Annotated in this window: 16 protein-coding genes and 2 pseudogenes; 11 read left to right on the forward strand and 7 right to left on the reverse strand. The window is 37.1% G+C overall.

From position 1 onward, the window contains the following. Positions 1-126: 126 nt before the first annotated feature. Positions 127-1188, forward strand: a complete 1062-nt coding sequence (locus tag AC6HVZ_RS00505; protein WP_497556168.1) for an FUSC family protein — start codon at positions 127-129, stop codon at positions 1186-1188. A gap of 260 nt (positions 1189-1448) precedes the next feature. Here the strand turns inward: AC6HVZ_RS00505 and AC6HVZ_RS00510 are convergent, their stop codons facing one another. Next, positions 1449-2825 carry a sigma-54 interaction domain-containing protein gene (locus tag AC6HVZ_RS00510; protein ID WP_497556169.1) on the reverse strand — a complete coding sequence of 459 codons (1377 nt, stop codon included), beginning with the start codon at positions 2823-2825 and terminating at the stop codon, positions 1449-1451. Between the two features lie 248 nt (positions 2826-3073). On the opposite strand from AC6HVZ_RS00510, the pseudogene AC6HVZ_RS00515 reads away from it, so the two are divergent. From AC6HVZ_RS00515 to AC6HVZ_RS00540, 6 genes and pseudogenes are all read left to right on the forward strand, one after another. Further along, a pseudogene (locus tag AC6HVZ_RS00515) lies at positions 3074-3387 on the forward strand (aldehyde dehydrogenase family protein); the annotation flags it as partial. A gap of 123 nt (positions 3388-3510) precedes the next feature. Beyond that, positions 3511-4518, forward strand: a complete 1008-nt coding sequence (locus tag AC6HVZ_RS00520; RefSeq protein WP_497556170.1) for a proline dehydrogenase family protein — start codon at positions 3511-3513, stop codon at positions 4516-4518. Between the two features lie 149 nt (positions 4519-4667). Then, the gene (locus AC6HVZ_RS00525) at positions 4668-4820 is read left to right on the forward strand and encodes a hypothetical protein (protein ID WP_497556395.1); all 153 of its coding nucleotides are present in this window, start codon (positions 4668-4670) and stop codon (positions 4818-4820) included. 129 nt (positions 4821-4949) lie between these two features. Beyond that, positions 4950-5873 carry a DUF4349 domain-containing protein gene (locus tag AC6HVZ_RS00530; protein WP_497556171.1) on the forward strand — a complete coding sequence of 308 codons (924 nt, stop codon included), beginning with the start codon at positions 4950-4952 and terminating at the stop codon, positions 5871-5873. 546 nt (positions 5874-6419) lie between these two features. Continuing rightward, positions 6420-7325, forward strand: coding sequence for a hydroxymethylglutaryl-CoA lyase (locus tag AC6HVZ_RS00535; protein WP_497556172.1), 906 nt, complete (start codon positions 6420-6422; stop codon positions 7323-7325). Positions 7326-7477: 152 nt separating this feature from the next. Next, on the forward strand, positions 7478-8020 hold the full coding sequence (locus tag AC6HVZ_RS00540) for a helix-turn-helix domain-containing protein (protein ID WP_497556388.1): 543 nt from the start codon (positions 7478-7480) through the stop codon (positions 8018-8020). Between the two features lie 587 nt (positions 8021-8607). Here the strand turns inward: AC6HVZ_RS00540 and AC6HVZ_RS00545 are convergent. The 4 genes and pseudogenes from AC6HVZ_RS00545 to AC6HVZ_RS00560 form a co-directional block, all read right to left on the reverse strand. Further along, on the reverse strand, positions 8608-10005 hold the full coding sequence (locus AC6HVZ_RS00545; protein WP_497556173.1) for a purine-cytosine permease family protein: 1398 nt from the start codon (positions 10003-10005) through the stop codon (positions 8608-8610). A gap of 330 nt (positions 10006-10335) precedes the next feature. Next, positions 10336-11222 (reverse strand): annotated as a pseudogene (locus AC6HVZ_RS00550) (multicopper oxidase domain-containing protein). 358 nt (positions 11223-11580) lie between these two features. After that, positions 11581-13131 carry a flotillin lipid rafts scaffold protein FloT gene (gene floT / locus AC6HVZ_RS00555; protein ID WP_497556174.1) on the reverse strand — a complete coding sequence of 517 codons (1551 nt, stop codon included), beginning with the start codon at positions 13129-13131 and terminating at the stop codon, positions 11581-11583. Positions 13132-13195: 64 nt separating this feature from the next. After that, positions 13196-13738, reverse strand: a complete 543-nt coding sequence (locus AC6HVZ_RS00560) for an NfeD family membrane protein (RefSeq protein WP_497556175.1) — start codon at positions 13736-13738, stop codon at positions 13196-13198. A gap of 465 nt (positions 13739-14203) precedes the next feature. On the opposite strand from AC6HVZ_RS00560, the gene AC6HVZ_RS00565 reads away from it, so the two are divergent. Then, the gene (locus AC6HVZ_RS00565) at positions 14204-14980 is read left to right on the forward strand and encodes an Rv1352/Rv1906c domain-containing protein (RefSeq protein ID WP_497556176.1); all 777 of its coding nucleotides are present in this window, start codon (positions 14204-14206) and stop codon (positions 14978-14980) included. A gap of 67 nt (positions 14981-15047) precedes the next feature. On the opposite strand, the gene dpsA is transcribed toward AC6HVZ_RS00565, so the two are convergent. After that, entirely contained in the window at positions 15048-15935 is an 888-nt protein-coding gene (dpsA, locus tag AC6HVZ_RS00570) for a dipicolinate synthase subunit DpsA (RefSeq protein ID WP_497556177.1), read from the reverse strand. Positions 15936-16356: 421 nt separating this feature from the next. Between dpsA and AC6HVZ_RS00575 the strand changes: the two genes are divergently transcribed. Next, complete coding sequence (locus tag AC6HVZ_RS00575) at positions 16357-16794, forward strand: CBS domain-containing protein (RefSeq protein ID WP_497556178.1); 438 nt, start codon at positions 16357-16359, stop codon at positions 16792-16794. 22 nt (positions 16795-16816) lie between these two features. After that, positions 16817-16999 (forward strand): hypothetical protein, encoded by a 183-nt coding sequence (locus tag AC6HVZ_RS00580; RefSeq protein ID WP_497556179.1) that lies wholly within the window; start codon positions 16817-16819, stop codon positions 16997-16999. A 21-nt stretch (positions 17000-17020) separates the two neighbouring features. Here AC6HVZ_RS00580 and AC6HVZ_RS00585 read toward each other — a convergent pair whose 3' ends face one another. Continuing rightward, positions 17021-18316 carry a S8 family peptidase gene (locus tag AC6HVZ_RS00585; protein WP_497556180.1) on the reverse strand — a complete coding sequence of 432 codons (1296 nt, stop codon included), beginning with the start codon at positions 18314-18316 and terminating at the stop codon, positions 17021-17023. Between the two features lie 430 nt (positions 18317-18746). Here AC6HVZ_RS00585 and AC6HVZ_RS00590 point away from each other — a divergent pair, with 430 nt between their 5' ends. Next, a complete protein-coding gene (locus tag AC6HVZ_RS00590) occupies positions 18747-18896 on the forward strand; it encodes a hypothetical protein (RefSeq protein ID WP_497556181.1) in 150 nt (49 codons plus the stop codon). Positions 18897-19088 lie beyond the last annotated feature (192 nt).

A 19088-nucleotide genomic window follows, 5' to 3' on the forward strand; every position in this document is an offset into this window, starting at 1 on the left:
TGATGCATTTATTCAATGCAACTGGAATAGGGATATGTATGTATGGGATTTGGAGAGAAATAATAGAATAGACCATTTTTCTGAAATATAATAGAACTAATATTGCTGTAACTCGAGGTGCGCAAAATGGAATTTAACATTGGACCACGCATGGTAAAAACTGGCCTTGCGGTAGTTTTGACATTATTAATCACAAATATGATTGGGCTGAAGCTGGAGCTTGTAGCAGCAATTGCTGCAGTACTAGCGATGCAACCTTCCATTATGCGGTCTTTCGCCTATATTAAAGAGGTGCTTATTTCCAATGGGATTGGGCTGATATTTGCATTGCTTGGAATTTTCCTGCTTGGCAATCACCCGCTGTCCGTTGGCGTGGTTGTTATTATATCAATCGCAATTAACATTAAACTTGGTCTGAATAAAACAGTTAGTTTAACAGTATTAACCATTGTTACACTGATGCTTGCAAGCAGTGATGGGGTCAGTTTTATCTATGTGATTGAACGTTTGTCACTGGTAGCAATCGGTGTTGTTTCTGCATTTATTATCAATGTACTAATTTATCCGCCGAACCATCAGAAAATACTTTTCTCGATGATTAAAGAAGCAAGTGAAAAGACAAATTTTCTGCTAAGGGTAATTCCGAATCAAACAATGAGCCTGCCCCAAGTGAAGGGAGAGGATAGGGAAACAGAAAAATTAATTAATAAAACAAGAGATTACTATGAAATTATTTCTGACGAAAAAACGAGTCTGTTTATTAGAAATAAGATCGATTTTTTAAGGAAGATAGTTATTTACAAACATATGATCAGGGTACTGATTAAAAAATATACGTTAATTCAAAGTCTTGAGAAAAACCTTGAACATATTGAAACAATCTCTAGTGGCAAATCACATCTTGTTAAGAAACTTGTAAGTGAGATTAATATGTATAGTGAAAATATCTTGCTGATGTATGAGGACAAAGTGATTTTGGATAAGGATCTGCAGAAGGTAGCAAAATCAGCCATGCGTGTGACAATTAATAATCTGATAGAGGAACTGCAAGGATCGGAATTCGAAAAGTGGACACATCTTTTCCCTATAGCAAATAGCATTATCGAACTGTTTTTTGAATTGGATAAACTCGAGAGGTTGGTTAGACTGAAAGAGTTAAAGGGGAGAAGTAGTGGGAAAAATAATTAGAGACATGTGCAGCTTCCATGGCACTAACACTGGCGTAAAGGAAGCCCATGAGAAGGACATCCATGGGCAATTCTTCCTAAATAGTTAACAGTCCAATAGAGGGGCTTTCAACGCCCGAACGACTTGGTGCCAACAGTCAAATAAATAGAAACTCTCTCTATCCCAAAACGATCTATAGCATATGCAAACGGTTCAACAGAGCACTTCTCGAAGCAAAATACCTACCTCCACCTATCCCCAGAGAAACAAAAAAATACCTCTTAAACATCAATCCCATATCTTTTTAATTTACTATAAAGCGTGACCCGCGAGACTCCCAGTCTTCTCGCTGCATCTGATTTATTCCCATTCGTCTGGATCATTGTTTCCTCAATCAATTGTTTTTCAATATTTTCCTTCTCCGCAGGTAGGGTGGAACTTGCCTCGCCCTGACTGATTCTCGCAGCATTCTTCATATTAGGAAAAAGATTTTGTACAGCCTCTTTATCAATGATCGGTTTTTCGGAAAGTATGATGAGTCTTTCCATCATGTTGCGCAACTCCCTGATATTTCCCGGCCAGTTATACCGAAGAAGCAGTTGGAATGCTTCTTCATCCAGCTTTGGATAGGGTACTTGGTATTTCCCTGCAAACTGTTTCAGAAATAGACTGGAAAGCTCAGGAATATCATCAATTCTTTTCCGAAGAGGAGGCATTGTCAATTGAATCACATTAAGACGGTAAAATAAATCTGTGCGAAATTGCTTGTTTTCCACAAGTTGTTCAAGATTCTGATTGGTAGCTGCGATAAAACGTACATTAACCTTTCTTCCCGTAGAGTCACCGATTCGGTAAATTCGGTTCTCCTGCAGCACCCGAAGTAGTTTTACCTGCATTTCCAATGGAAGTTCTCCAACTTCATCCAAAAATAATGTACCCCCATCCGCCATTTCAATTTTTCCTGCTTTACCCTTTTTCTCTGCTCCCGTAAATGAGCCGCCTTCATAGCCAAATAATTCGCTTTCAAATAATGCTTCCGGGATGGCACCACAGTTCACGGGAATAAAGAGATTATCTTTACGCGGACTAGCCTCATGAATAGCTCTTGCGCATACTTCTTTCCCTGTACCACTTTCACCGAGAACTAATGTTGTAGCTTCTGTATTGGCAGCTTTTTGGGCAATATGGATCGTTTTCTGTAAGGATAGACTATTACCAACAAGTTTTGAAAATGGGGAGCTTGGTTTATTGGCGAAACTCTTCTGTTTTAATTCATTTAATTCTGCTGATGTTGTTTCCAAGTTTTCATTGAGTTTAACAAGTTGAGTAATGTCTCTTTCGACAGATACGGCGGCAATGATTTTAGTTTCATCATTAAAAATCGGAGAAGCATTGACGACTACATGCTTGTCCTCCCTTGGTCGGTGATAGACATTATTTACTGCTTCCTTTGTCTCCAACACCTTTAACACCATAAGGTCATCTTTATGAAAAAAGTCAGTGATTCGCTTATTTGTAATTTCGGATTGAGTGATGTTATATGTCTGAACAGCAGCATCATTCCAGTACAATACCATCCTTTGATTATTAATGATGGTTATGGCATCATCTTCCGCTTTCAGTACAGCCTTCAAATAATAGAACAGTTCATCTGACACGAAGTACGCCCCCTATTTATTGTAAAGTATATGTAAAGTAATTGTATAATCACTTTACATATATGTAAAGATTCCTAACAGAAATAGATACTATGTGTAATAGTTTGTCACAGAAAATGTAAAATTTCCACTTTGTGTTGTAATCGTTTTCAACACAAACGAACTTTACTTTAGATATATTGGCATGATTTTTGCTATAATAACTATAAGAGGAAATAGCATTTAAAGCATGGCTCACATGGAAATAATTCGCTAAAATCAAAGACTATATTGAAATTGGTAAAAATGTAGGACAACTTGCTTATGGTGGGGAAACAAATGGATGATTCCAAAGGTTATTTTGTATATCCGATTATTTTTAAAGCTTTGGATCTAAAAGCAAGATTCATGCAGGAAGAAATCTTTGATCGGTTATTGCATTTGCAAAAGCATCCAACTTTGATGAATTACTGGAAATTGCCAATAATATCGAATATGGTCTTACTGGAGCAGTAACCTCCAACAATCGTGAACATTTGACTAGATCAAGTATGATTTCCATGTTGGTAACCTGTACTTTAATTGTGGATATACAATTGAATAATAGATTGTATTTTCTAAATTCTTATATTAATTACTACTATAAATATGTTTTCATATCGGCAGATAAACTGGATAAGGCGCATATTTTAAAGGAGCATGTACTATGGCTAATCTAACAAGAGATTTTTTCATCGGTTTATCAAATAATAAATTATTGAATGCAAATGCAAAAAAATGGGGCTTTCGCTTGGGGGCAGAAAAGTTTGTTGCTGGTACGAATATTGAAAGTGTCACCGAAGTAGTGAAAGAATTGAATCAGGTTGGCATTAGTGCAACACTTGATAATCTGGGTGAATTTGTAGCTGATAAATCAGAAGCAACTATGGCGAAAGAGGAAATAGTCCAGCTTCTGGAAAGAATTCATCAAGAAAATCTGGATTGTCATATTTCGGTGAAATTAACACAGCTTGGTCTGGATATCGATAAAGAATTCTGTATTGAAAACATGAAAGAAATTCTGGACAATGCCTCCGAATATAATCTTTTCATTAATATTGATATGGAAAAATATGTTCACTATGAAAAAACTCTGGACATATTACATACACTACGCAAAGAATACAGCAATGTCGGAACAGTTATACAGTCCTATCTATACCGTGCAGAAGAAGATCTAAAGCAGCTAAGAGATGTTAGAATTCGATTAGTTAAAGGTGCATATAAAGAGAGTGAAGCTGTAGCATTTCAGTTCAAAGAGGATATTGATCGCAATTTCATTGAAATGGCAAAAAAACGCTTGTTAGGTGATATGTTTACTTCCATTGCTACCCACGATCACAATATAATTAGTGAAATAAAGCAATTTATTGATGAAAATCAGATAAACAGAGAGAACTTTGAATTTCAGATGCTTTATGGTTTTCGGACAGAGATGCATTATGGCTTGAAAGAAGAAGGATACAATTTCTGTACGTATATTCCTTTTGGTACTGACTGGTTTGGGTATTTTATGCGCAGACTGGCTGAACGTCCACAAAATATGAACCTTATTTTTAAGGATGTCTTTTATACAAAAGACAATAAACTAAAAAAATGGCCTATTGCAACCGGTGCACTTACCGCTTCAGCGATTATGCTTTTGAGTATATGGAATAAAAAGAAAAAAGATTAATAAGTTGTCATAAAGGGATAGAAATATTTCCCTCTTATCCCTATAATATATATATGAAAAGATATAGGGATCCTTATAATTATTGATATCAGAATATTAACATTTTTTAGATGAGGGGTAAAAAATTACTTAAGAAAAGGGGAGTTAGTATGTCAGAAGATATTTATCAGCTTATAGCCATTATTATTTATATGGTTGGAATGTTAGTGATTGGGTGGTATGCATTTAAGCGCACTAGTAATTTATCGGATTATATGCTTGGTGGTCGTTTTCTAGGACCTGCGGTTAGTAGCTGCACTTAAGATAAGAGGTCAGTCCAATATGGGCTGGCTTCATTTAATTAAAAAAGGTTGAATAATATATTTTACCTGTAACCTTTTCCAATAAATTCCGTCAATAGTTAAAAGACAAATAAAAGGGTGGGGGTCAAAATGAAAAAAAAGTTAATGGTACTGCTTCTTCTCATCCTTGGAGTCATGATAACCGCATGCAGCAATGATTCAGAGAGTAGTAGTGATTCCAGCAATGAAGAAGTAGTACAAGAAAGTATGGATGGGGAAGCCGAAAAGTCAACGGTTGGTACAGGTGATTCTGCAAGTGAGCAACAGGATTCCAGTGAGGAGAGTGCTTCATCCGGGGAAGCTGAAGTCAGCAATACTGATCGAAAAATAATTTATACTGCTTTTCTTCATATTGAAGTAAAAGATTACCAGCAGGCAGAAAGTAATATTCAGACACAAACTGCAGATCACGGTGGATATATTGTTGATTCGAATATGCATGTAGATTCTGAAAGCGGATCCACCAATGGCGAGATAACTGTACGAATTCCTCAAGGTGAGTTTAGAGAATTTGTTAGACTGGTGGAGGAAGGCAGCATTACGGTTGTGGAGAGTTCAATTTCTGGAGAAGATGTTACAGAAGAATATGTAGATCTGAAATCACGGTTGAAATCGAAGCGTGTGGTGGAGGACCGACTGCTTTCTTTTATGGAGCAAGCTGAAAAAACGGAGGATCTATTAACCATTTCCAAAGATTTGGCAAACGTTCAGGAAGAGATTGAACAAATAACAGGTCGGATGAATTATCTTGAAAACAAAGCGGAACTAGCTACAGTCACCATCAATATTCAAGAAAACAATGTTCAACTTTCTGGGATAAATGAAGATGATTTAAATACCTGGGAAAAAACGAAGCAGCAGTTTTTAAAAAGCATTAATTTCCTGATAGCTGCATTTTCCGGTATCGTCATATTCTTCCTTGGGAATTTACCTATACTTATTATTATAGCTGGGATTGGGCTGCTTTCCGTTTGGATTGTTAGGAAAAGAAAGAAAAATAGTGAAGGAGATTAAGTGTTACCTCTTATTTTATCAACTAACTTAAGATTGACCAACTTAAAATGAGTGATAATGAATAGCAATCCAGTCTTATCACTCATTATATTTAATTTTCTTTTTATTCTTTTATTAGCCCCTCCTGCATTTTTTCAATACCTTGGTCTGGTTTAGGATATTATTATTAATTTTCCTTAATGCATCCAATACTACGAATATCCCCCAAAAAAATTAAAATCATAAATAGTAATTCTAAGAGTAATCCTTCCTTCATTAAAATCAATGGTCAAATATTACTTCACTTTCGTGTCTTAAAAATCCTGCATCAGAAAATAAAATCCTAACATTGACATTGTTCGAATATTTATTATATACTTGATTCAACAAAGTTGAATAGTGATAAACCTAGGTGAATATATTATATTAAATGATAAATAAACAGAGGTAATGGGAATGGGTAAAGTAAACGCTATTTTATTAAGATAGCTTTGAAAACGCATTCATAACTTAATTGCATATACTGCAGGATCATTATCTTAAAAAAACGAAAGGGAGGACTTATTCATGGCACGATTGCCTAATTATGTTCAAATAAAAGAAGTTGCGCCCCGTGATGGGTTGCAAAATGAAAAAAAGTTCATTTCAACCGCTGATAAGGTAGCCTGGATTAACATGCTTTCCGAAACTGGGGTTAGTGAGATTGAATATTCATCATTCGTTAACCCGAAATGGATACCTGCACTTAAGGATGCTCGGGATGTTGGTAAACAAATCAAGCGTAATACTAACGTAATGTATTCTGCGCTCGTTCCGAATATGAAGGGATTGGAATTTGCACTTGAGGCAGGGGTTGACGGAGCCAATGTTTTCATGTCGGCAAGTGAGTCACACAATAAAAAAAATATCAATAAATCGATAGCTGATACGTACCCTGTACTGGATGAAGTTATTAAGGAAGCGAAAAAAGAGGGAAAACGTGTAACCGGTTATGTATCTACCGTATTCGATTGTCCGTATGAAGGAAGAATCGATCCGGATGATGTCATACGTGTCTGTGAAAGATTACTTGAATCCGGTGTCGATGATATTTCACTTGGTGACACGATTGGTTCAGCGGTTCCAACACAGGTGGAGCAACTGTTGACCCCCTTATTGTCACGCTATCCAAGCGAAAAGCTTATTCTTCATTTCCATGATACCAGGGGAATGGCAATCGCAAATATTATGACATCCATGCATTATGGAATTCATCGCTTTGACAGCTCTGTCGGTGGGCTTGGGGGATGTCCGTATGCACCAGGAGCAGCTGGAAATGTTGCCACAAACGATGTCCTGTATTTATTGAATGGTTTGGGAATTGAGACAGGGATAAATGAAAAACAAATTCAGGAAGCTTCTTTATTTATCCAGAAAAAATTGGGAAAGCTGTTGCCGAGTAGGTCACTAGCTTATTTTGCCAATGCACAGTAAAATAAAAATAACTTAATCCGGTTCTAAAGCGTTGCTGATGCTTTAAAACCGGTTTTTGTACTTCTTGACTATAGCCCGGGGCTAATTTATGATGATAAAGACTAGTACTTGAAATTATCGGAAAGGGATGAGTTTCCATAGAGCTTGGAAGTATTGGAAAAAAAATTAAAGAAATGCGTTTACGAAGAAAAAAAACACAGCAGCAAATTGCGGATCAATGCGGGATCTCAAAAAGTCTATTATCAAAAATTGAAAATGGACAAACCGCTTCAGCTGTTGCGACACTGTCAAAAATCAGTGATGCACTTGATGTACCGTTAGCCTGGGTGCTTGATGATAAGATGGAACAGGAACTTGTACTGCTAAAGAAGGAAAACAGACAATCTAAAGTCGGGGATGAGAGTATGGGGTATTCCTATGAATTGCTTGCAAATAGATCCCAATATAGTGGCATCGAACCTACCATCGTTCACGTCAATCCAAAAGATGTTAATCAGCGAACGGAACCTTTTACCCACTCACAGGATGAATTTATCTATATTATTAAGGGCTCCATCTACCTGTTTTATGATGGCAATAAACACTATATGGAAACAGGGGACAGCGCATACTTTCAAGGATCAAAAGCCCATCTGTTTATGCCGGTAAGTAACGAAGAAGCACAGATATTGACCTGTTTTATCGATCGAACGTAAATAATACATAATTATCGCATGAAACCATTTAAAATTCCTTTCGTAAACTTTGGGAAAGTAATTCGCTCGCCCCACCAAAATACTGTTTTTTTAAATCATCGTAGTTTCTATAGACTGCAAATTAAATTAGTGGAGTTACCGCTACGGAAATGTACTTTGCTTTTTGTGGACGGCTAAGAAATACACAGAGACTACTACAGGAGCAAATGCTTAGGTGAGACCGGGTGGAATAATTGTAAGAAACCTAAAGTCGTATTCGGATACAGGGGTTATTTTCAGGATTCGATTAGGTTTTACTGGAAGTTATATATGGAAGGAACTGGAAACCCGATGAAAATGTTGTGCCAATTATTGGTCAAAATTAAGCTAACATTTGAAAAATGGGTGTTCCATCTGTATATGTAAAAATATAAGAGCCTAATCCTTAATAGAAGGATTAGGCTATTTGGCGAGATAAAAAGTGTGAACGAGTGAATCGAATTTTTGAATTGTTTTTAATGAAATAATCGAGGTTAGCAAATAAACGGAAGGTGATTGCTGTTGGATAAAATATAATCATACCTTGCCTGTTAATCTTCAAAAACCTGCTATGCGATGTAATCTTCCTTAGCGATGTCGTCGGCTTCTTTTTTAATATAATAATTTCCTTTTGTATAAACAGCTAAAATTACTGTAAGAATAGATGCAAGAATTGCTGCGAAAAATGCTGCGGTACTTTGTAGAAATGTACCCATAAAACCAAGTGCAGCTATCGTACCTAAACCACTTGCTACAACTAAAGAAATAACTCCAACTGGATTCCATTTAAATAAATGTTTCTGTTTGGCTTCATAATAGGTTGGCCCAATTTTCAATAATTTTTTGACGATGAGTGCATCAGTTACTAAGATTGCCGCCCATGTCATTAAGAAAACTCCTTGGAATGTCATTACTGCAGTTAGATAATCGACTATTCCAGTAAGCATTAAAATCATCGCAGATACTCCAGTTACAACAACCCAGAATCTTCTACCGGGTTTAAACTTAAAGATATTTTCAAAGAAATTCGACAATGATAATGAACCGCTGTATATATTAGTTATATTGATTCGAACCTGTGTAAGCATTGTAAATAATGCACCACCAATACCGAGAAGCAATACGATATAAACTCCTGGATTTGGTTCGCCCAAACGTATACCAAACCAAATTCCAAGTCCACCCATTACTCCAAAACAGAAAAACTGTGGAATGAAGCCGATTGCAAATGAACCTATTTTCAAATCTTTTGGTTTTAGAAATCGTGCATAATCGGATGCGAGAAGGGGAGTAAGGCCCATAATTCCATGTTGCATTCCGATACAAAGCAGTAATGCAGTCCCTCCAACCTGTACTCCTTCAGGCATAAATGTCCAGAAACTATCACCATAAACGGAAGGTGTGTTGAAGGCCATAACGATTGCTGCAATTAAAAACACAAAAAATAGCGGAAGAGACCATTTTTGTAATTTATCTAATTGCTTTATACCAAACCAATTTAATGGGATAACGATCGTACCGAAGAAAACGATTAACACCCACTCTGGTATAACGGGGAAAAAAGTGTGTACAGCAGATACTAATATTAAGCCTTCCAATGCACAATACATAATAAAGTTTGTTGCGTAAATAAACGAGGTTAATGACGCACCGATATAACCAAATCCGCCCCCTCTGGATAATAGATTCACGTTCATACCGGATTTTGCTGATAAATAGGCAATGAATGTACCAAGTATACCTGCAACAATTATCGCATAAACAGCTGATATTATAGCATTAATCGCTCCGAACTGCAGGGCCATTACACTACCCATTTGAAAATAAAAAATAGCGGTTGCTATCCCAAATGTAATATTTGTAATTGTCAGCCAACCCATGTTTCTTTTTTCACGAGGTACCTTATCTAAAGAATAATCATCACTTGTTTGTTCAACTTTGTGATCTGCAGTATTGACAGATCCCATAGTTATCATCTCCTTTTATTTGTTCATCGATTCACAATATTTATCCCGCCTTTTTGTGAGAGTTTCACAATCTAGTCCATTACTAACCTTATCAATATATATGAGCTTAATCAAATGCGGTTATCTCATATATTCTGTTATTAAACCGTGAAAAACTATCTCTATCTTTCAATTCCTACTAAATACATGGAAATAATAGCGCTATCTGATAGATGGGAAAGAATGTGCAAATAGCAGTTTTAATATAATTTCGCTGAAAAAATGGCTTATCTGCTAAAAAGATAGCCATTTCCCATTTAACTTATGAATTTTAACTTCACTTGCTGAAAGCTATTCATCTGGGTATTTTTTGGGGTCAACTACCGTAAATGGTCTCATCATATCATAATCCTCATGTTCCAATATGTGGCAATGCCATACATAATCTCCAGTATATGGCCCGAATTTTGCTATAACTCGGGTAATCTGAGCAGATGGAGCAGCTATTGTATCCTTCCAGCCTCTTTCATTTGGGTTTGGAGCTTTGGCTGATCCAGTGAGTACAATACTCCCATCCTGATTGTATTGATCAAGATCAAAGGACTGTCTATCCAGAATTTGAAACTGTATCAAGTGGATGTGTATGGGGTGTGTGAATCCAGTAATATTCATAAAAGACCAGATTTCGGTTGACCCTAATTAAGCCGTTTTTCCTGTTCATCTCGAATAATATACATCCCTGCAAGTCCTGCATATACATTCAGTCTTGTAATACCCATCGCATGATCATGGTACCAGAGCAATGATGCTCGTTGCTGATTTGGATATTCGTACACCTGTCTTTTAAAAAATGGACCAACTTCTTTAAATCCCCTGGTATACCAAGCGTCTGGATAACCGTCACTGGAGGGCTTCGTTTCACTGCCATGCAGATGTGTAACTGTCCGGACTTCTGGCTGATGTGCGACTTCATGTATCGAGCGATCAATTGGAAGAAAATGTCTCGATGGCAAACTGTTTATCCATTTTACCTTGATGAGATCACCTTGATTAATATCAAATGTGGGGCCAGGAAACTGGCGATTATATCCCCATAATGTTGTTGGTCGTAAGTCGCGATGGAGTTTTTGTTTGAATTCTTCCATTTGAACCTCATAATATGCAACCCCTTTGTTTATACGTTTTGGTTTTATGGTATTCATAATTGGGAGAGGATCCACAAACTTCTTAAGTTCCATTTTGTTCACTCCTGTATAGTTGGTATTAATACAGTAAATGAAAGCTGGTATTATATGGAATGGGCAGATGGATTAAATACCTGTTATTTTAAAAAAATAATTAGGTCGGGGGGTGAAGCTGGGTTTTCTATGTTTTATAAAAAAACTGTACTACGCTTCAGCTTAGAGTGGAATTTCTATACCCCTGTCAGTACTAAAATTTAGCCGTTTTGGTTGTAGATAATAGTTCTATTAAGAAGTGAGCGTATCATTTGTAAAAGTAGTGTTGATTTCAAACCCTTCTGTTGCAACCTTAGCTGGAAATGGCCAAAAAAATAAGAAGGATTTTAAATCCCTCTTATTAGTGGTTAAGTCATTGTTAACTTTTACTCTCCATTTCACTTGCTACCAGTTGATCATTTTCTTTCTTTTCATATCTTGTTTGACCAAGATCAAGGTCATCAGGCAGATTGTTTTTTCCTGTTATATTTTCCAGCAATTCCTTCACATCTATACCGGATGAAGCTTTCAATGATTCCTGAAGTGTGGACATCAAATTTGTCGCATAACCTGTTACTTTGTTTGCTCCACCTTCACCGTTGTCACTACCTGTATCAACAACTGTAATTTTATCGATATTACCTAATGGTGCTGCAACTTCCTTCGCATATTCAGGAAGCATTTTGATAACCATATCGAGCACTGCAGCCTGACCGAATTGTTCGAAAGCCTCGGCAATTTTTTCTTTGGCCTCCGCTTCTGCCAAACCTTTCAGACGGATAACTTCCGCTTCTGATTCACCTTGAGCTCTTTCTGCATCAGCTTTAGCAAGACCATCGACACGCACTCTTTCTGCATCGGCTTTTGCCTGTGACTCAATACGGTATTGGTTGGCATCTGCATCTGCAATTTGTTTTGCTTTATCTGCAACAGCAGCCTGCTCTACAGCATAACGATCTGCATCGGCTTTCTTCTTAACTTCAGAGTCGTACTGTCTTTCACGACGGAGAATCTCTTTTTCTTCCAGTTCAATTTGCTTTTGACGCTCAATGATTTTGATTTGCATTTCTTGTTCTGTAACTTCTTGCTTGGAACGGGCTGTTTCCAAATCATATGCCTGGTCGGCACGTGCTTTAGCAACATCCTGTTCGCGTCGATAGTCAGCTGTTTTCATCTGATTTTCTTTTTCAGATTCTGCAATTTCAGTGGCGCGTTCAAGCTCTGCTCTTTGTGCATCCTTTGCAGCTTCAGCACGGAAAATACGTGTTTCCTTATCCGCTTCAGCTGTGGCAATATCCGCATCTCGTTTTACTTGAGCAATACGCGGTTTACCTAAGGATTCCAGGTAACCATTTTTATCTTTCACATCTTTAATCGTGAAGGAAACAATGATCAGTCCCATTTTTGCTAAATCCTGTGATGCAACCCGTTGAACTTCCTGGGAAAATTTATCCCTGTTCTTATAAATTTCCTCTACCGTCATCGATCCCAGGATGGAACGAAGATGACCTTCTAGAACTTCTTTCGCCTCATTTTCGCGGTCTTCCTTTGCTTTACCTAGGAATTGTTCCGCAGCTGTAGCAATTTCACTAATAGATCCGCCAATTTTGATGATAGCAGTACCATCAGCCATTACAGGAACGCCTTGTTCTGTATAAACTTCTGGTGTTGTCACCTCCAATTTACTGGACAAGAGGCTTAGTGGTTCCGCTTGTTGGAACACCGGTAATACAAATGTACCTCCACCACGAATAATCTTAATCTTATTTCCGGATTCATCAATATGTACATTCTTCCCACCAAGATAGCTGCCTGTTACGATTAATGCCTCGTCTGGTCCTGCTGTACGGTATTTTGAAACAAATACACCAATGAGTGCAAGAATTAAAAATACAGCTATTGCAATAATAATCCAAATACCTTCAAACATTTCTTTTCCCCTCCTGAGATATTATAATTTTTTATTAAAATACTTATCCATTTGGACGAGTAGGTTAAACAGTATGCTCGGCATCTAAATTATTCTCATATGGAACAACGTAAAGAACACCTTCTTTTACTTCAATAACCAATACTTGTTTTCCCGCTGCAATAATTTCATTTTCATATCCTTTTGCCGGCTTGGAAATCATGCCACTCTTAGCTTCAATGATCATCTCGCCAAAGCCGCCTTCTGGAATGGGAATAATAATCTTACCAACTCTTCCTTTAAGCGATTCTTCAGTATAAATGAGTGATTCCTCTGCAGAGGAGAGTGGGATTAGCACAAAAATATTAAGAAGTGTGTCGAGCAGTAATGCAATGAAAATGGAAACAATTATGATAATCATGCTAGAAATAGATGTGATCGATTCAAGTATATAGCCTGATGCTGAAAAAAACGTGATGAAGGCCAAAATAAGTGCGGGATTTAAACCGATTGCTTCGCCAACTACTTCCAAAATGTCACCAAAGAAAATATATAATACTGTTATACTCCCAGCAACAATAAGTATTATTAAATAAATACTTGCAATTGATGTGTCAAAGAGCGTCATTTAAGATCACATCCTTCATGTTTGTAATAGAAATTATGCGCCTTATAATATAATTACGGATTAGATAGGGATAGGTTTCAAAAAATTAAGAAGAATCGTCTTTAAGTTTTTAAACAATCCATATTAACTATATTCGAAATTTTTTTGAAAATCAATGATCTTTTAAAATTATTATAGCGGGACGATGGAATAAAAAACTATTGTTATGCTGGTACATGTCGATGCAAATAAAATTACTTTTTCGAACAGTTGCTAACCACATGTGTGAAACTGATCGTAAGCAGTAGAACTGATACGTGACTAAACAAATTTCCTAATTAATTTGTGATAAAGAGGAATGCAATGATTGTCAATAGCAAATATTTCTAAGCCTATACATTTTTTTGTGTAGGCTATTTGTTAGATTAAGATTAAGTGCTAGTCAATAATTCTTAGTTTAAATTAAACATAAGGGAGAGGTTAACTATGGCGAAAAGCGGTAAGAAGGCTTTTTACAAAAGGTGGTGGGTGTGGATGCTTACTGCTGTAATTGTTATTGGCGCAATAGCAACAAATGGTGGTGAAGAAACACCGGAAACAAGTGAGGCAGCTTCAAGTGATATTACTTCAGAAGAAATACAAAAGGAAAATGCTGATGCTAATTCAGTATCGACTGCGAAATCTGATGGAAAAGAGGAATTGAACGAGAAAGAGTCTGCTAAACCAGAAGTTGAAGAGGAATTGAACGAAGAAGAGGGCGCTAAACCAGAAGTTGAAGAGGAAAGCAGCAAAATTGTTGCTGGGACATATAAAGTGGGTGACGATATTCCAACTGGCGAATATTTAGTTTTTGCATCAGGTATGGGATATATCGAAAGCTCATCTGACAGTACAGGAGCATTAGAGAGTATCAATTTCAATGACAATTTACTGAATGGGGCACACTCCTATGTAATGTTAAATGAGGGTGATTATTTCAAGCTGCAGAGTGCTGAAATGTACCCAGTTGATGAAGCACCTTCCGTTATTCCTGAAGATGGTATTTATACAGAAGGGATGTATAAGGTCGGTCAGGATATTCCAGCTGGTGAATATAAAATAATTTTGGATAGCTCCATAGGTATGGGATATTATGAAGTAAGCAAGGACAGCAGTCACCAATTAACAAGCATCGTAACAAATGAAAATGTTCAGGCAGATACGTATCTTACTATTAGTGATGGGCAGTATATCAAGCTTCAGGATGTGAAAATTAAGGAATAATATTTTGAAAAGAAAAGAGCGCCATCCAGATTAAAGGAGGGCGCTCTTTTAGTAACTGAAAGAGAGATTATTTTGTTTTCGTATGTTCTGCAAGCAGCTCAAGTAGCACACTGCCAATAATTTCTCCCGCAGTTTTAGGAGCGTTTTTGCCAGGTAAACCAAGTGCATGCAGTGCCTTAATTCCTTTTTCTTCAGCAAATTTAAAATCCGTTCCGCCTGGTTTGGAAGCAAGATCAATAATTAAACTGGTGGGTTTCATGTTAGTTATGACCTCTTTATCCAAAATTAGATGTGGGATGGTGTTAATAAAAATAGTAGGCTCAACAGCATTCTCTTTTATTTCATCGATCTTTACAGGTAATACCCCCATTTCCTTTGCACGCGCAAGGGCTAATGGCTTTCTTGCCGCCACCTGCACATTTGCTCCGACAGCTTTAAATAGTCTCGCAACAGTCATACCGACCCTGCCAAAACCGAGAATCATCACATTAGAGCTATGAATGGTAACATCTGTTTCTTCCATAGCCAGTCTCATTGCACCTTCAGCAGTTGGAATGGAATTATAAACAGCCATATCGTCACGTGCAAACAGCTCCACCAGTTTTCTGTGTGCGGATTTAGTTATGCTTTTTAGATAATCATTGGAAGTTCCTGTATAGATTACGCAATGTGCAGGTGTCTTTTTAAGCATTTTTTCTAAAATGAATAACGATTTATCGGTATATTCTACCTCGACTTCTCCTGATAAATCCGTGCCGGAGACCGGGAGAATAATGGCATCTATATTGCTTAAATTTATATGATCTACTTCAGCATGATAAATAGAGGATTCATTGAATGTATAATTATCAAATCCCGCTGCAAAAATAATTGCACCTTCTCTAGCTAACGTTTGAATAACTTCCAGGTATCTTGCATCGCCACCCATAATGAGCACATTTAAATTTTGTCCCAAATGCATACCACCTTTCTTTTTTTTGATTATAGCATGAAATTTTTTTGCCAATTCATAAAAATAACTATCAAGCCTATTTGTATACCATTATTTATTCTATATTAAATTAGATCGGGATATGACAGGAATTAAGTGTAATGCTTGGTTATGTGAGTGGGATCGCCTTGGAAGGTGTACGTCGGTGAATATTTCATTAAGTGCTTGAAACATTTTTTGAAGTGGAGAGACAGCCTCTTGAAGTTGAGAGAAGGCAGCTTAAAGTTGAGAGAAATTAAAGAATATCTTGTTTATCTCTCAACTTTGTTCAATCTTTAATCCTGATAATTTGAGGTTTTTCCATTACAGCGTAAAACATGAAAAAACTTCCTATTATAATCTTCGCTTTTTAAACCAACCTATTAAGTGAAAGGGAGGGTTTTATATGCAACAGCAATTACGAAATATCATGACATCAAATGTATTTACAGTTAATGAATCGCAGACAGTGCAAGAGGCAGCAGCTATGATGAGTGATAGTAATATCGGTGCACTTCCAGTTGTTAATAACAATGGTCAAATGGTTGGAATTATAACTGACCGTGATATTACACTCCGTTCCACAGCACAGGGCGAGGCTGTACAAACACCTGTATCCCAGGTAATGACAGCACAGCAGGTTGTGCAGGGTACACCTGATATGGATGTTCACGAAGCGGCAGAATTGATGGCTCAGCAACAAATTCGCAGGTTGCCTGTCGTGGAAAATGACCAAATTGTAGGAATGGTTGCTTTAGGTGACTTGGCTGTAGATAATCAATTTGATAATGAAGCTGAACAGGCGCTATCAAGTATTTCAACACCATCGGCGCCGCAAAAATAATTTATAATTGGTACCCTCGTTTTTGGCATTTGTTAAAGGGATTTTTTTGAAAGCGTATTTTGCTTTTTTAGAAACCCTTAAACGTTGGAGTGCAGACCACCTAAGCGATGCACTAGTAACACTTATGCAAAAAGGAAATATGGATACACTTTCTTTACTGCCAATAGAAAGCCCAAAAAGGTTTGCAGTCTTTTTGGGCTTTTGATTAGATATAAGGCTATTTCAATTAATTTACTTTCTGTTTTTTTCCGGAATAGCTTTCTGCCATATCTACAGCACTTTGTACCTCAATATAGCCCCATAAATCATCAAGTACTGATTCGGAAGTTGTCTGAAGAATGCTTTTCACATCATTAGGACTTAAGTTGGGATTGGCTTCAAGCATTAATGCGATTACACCCGCACATATTGGGGTTGCCATGGATGTACCGGATAATTGTATATAATTTTCATCGATAATTTGTTCCGGAATTTGCTGTTCCAGGGCAGAGCCTGGTGCCAACAGGGAAATGATATCAGTTCCAGGTGTATAAATATCTGGTTTTATTAATGAATCAATAGTTGGTCCACGACTGGAATAGTTTGCGATTTGATCATCTGAACGTGCAATAGTATTTTGATCAACAGTGGATCCGACAGTAATGATAAACGGATTGATGGCGGGTGTACTGATTGTCATTGGGTTTGGCCCATTGTTTCCTGCAGCAGCACAAACAACAATGCCATCATGCCAAGCCTCTTGTACAGCCAGTGATAAAGGATCGTCCCGATAGGATTCATATGCCTGGGCACCGAGAGAAAGGGAGATAATTCGAATATTATATACCTTTTTGTGTTCAATACACCAAGCAATCCCCTGAATAATGGTAGATAATCTACCGCTGCCATCTTGATCCAGAACCTTTAAACCGATAATTGAAGCTTCAGGAGCCGGCCCAATGTATAGGCCGTCTGACTGATAAGCATTACCTGCTGCATCACCAGCGCAATGGGTTCCATGTCCATTATCATCGTAGGGGTCTTCCTGATCATTAATAAAATCTTTAAAAGCGATAATTCGATTCGTAGGATTAATTAAGTCGGTATGAGGAAAGACTCCTGTATCCATTACAGCAATCGTTACGCCTTTGCCAGTAAGATTGTATTGCTCCTGTACATGGACTGCTCCAATATGCTTGCTGGCAATATCAAGAAAAGCCGTCACTTTGCGGTCATAGAAAATTCGATCTACTGCTTCATGATCCTTGATCTGCCTGATCATCTGTGGTGTCAGATTTCCACATACAGTGTCACTAAATCCTATGGCTTTATCCAAAGTACTATTTTTATCCTTTTGACAAGTTGTAAGCAATTCATCTTTTTTGTCTTTTTCAATATTCTTAGAGAAGTAAACAATCACAGGGATGTTGTCATTACTTGTTTCGTGTGGGTCTTCTTTTCTTTTAAAACGTAGTTGTTCCACTAAAGCTGGATCCAGTCTGCGTCCGGCATCTTCAAACCATACTTTTTTTCGGTCACTCATTTTTTTGCCTCCTCCGTGATTTTAAAACCTGCTAAATGAAACAAAGCTTATGTGAATAACCTGGTTGCCGTACAAAATGTTGTTCCAAGGTGATGAGTTGAAGTACAGTGTTTTTTCTAAATAGGACTGGTTCTTTCATTAAGCATAGCAGGATCGTATATTGTAAACAATATGTCAAATTTACTAATTATTTATGAATACTCATTTTTTTAGGAATAATTGTATGATGCTCGTATTAAATTGGATTATTTACAGTTTAGATGTGAGATGATTTATCCGTTCGCTGAAAGCTGGGAAATTACTATCGGAAAAACTTACGGAAGAAATTTTTAATCCTAAAGAAATATATCGGAAACATACCAGAGTAACAGAGGTAATGGGTTATGGATTTTAGTTTTTACTTAAGAATGACTTGGAGGAGCCTGTTTATATGCAAAAAGACGGGATTAATGCAGGGGGATGCTGTATCATGAATTACTATCCAAAAATAAACACGACGATTATCATATTGGCAAATCAAGAAACTGAAGTTTGGGATTTGGCGTGGGATGTGCAAGAGCTTTTGATAGAAAAGATTTAACTTCCTGAGGTTGATAAAGGTAATTAAATAATAATGGCACCTTCATGTTTTAAGGGAGGTGTCTTTATTATTTACGTCTTTTTTATGCTGAATCTAGCACTATAAACCCGGAACATAGAGGACTCTATTATATTTTATGCAAGCGAAAGAGGAAATAGAACTGATTAATCTTAACTTATTTCATTTGTAATG

The sequence above is a fragment of the Oceanobacillus sp. NCCP-135 genome (genome assembly GCF_059698015.1).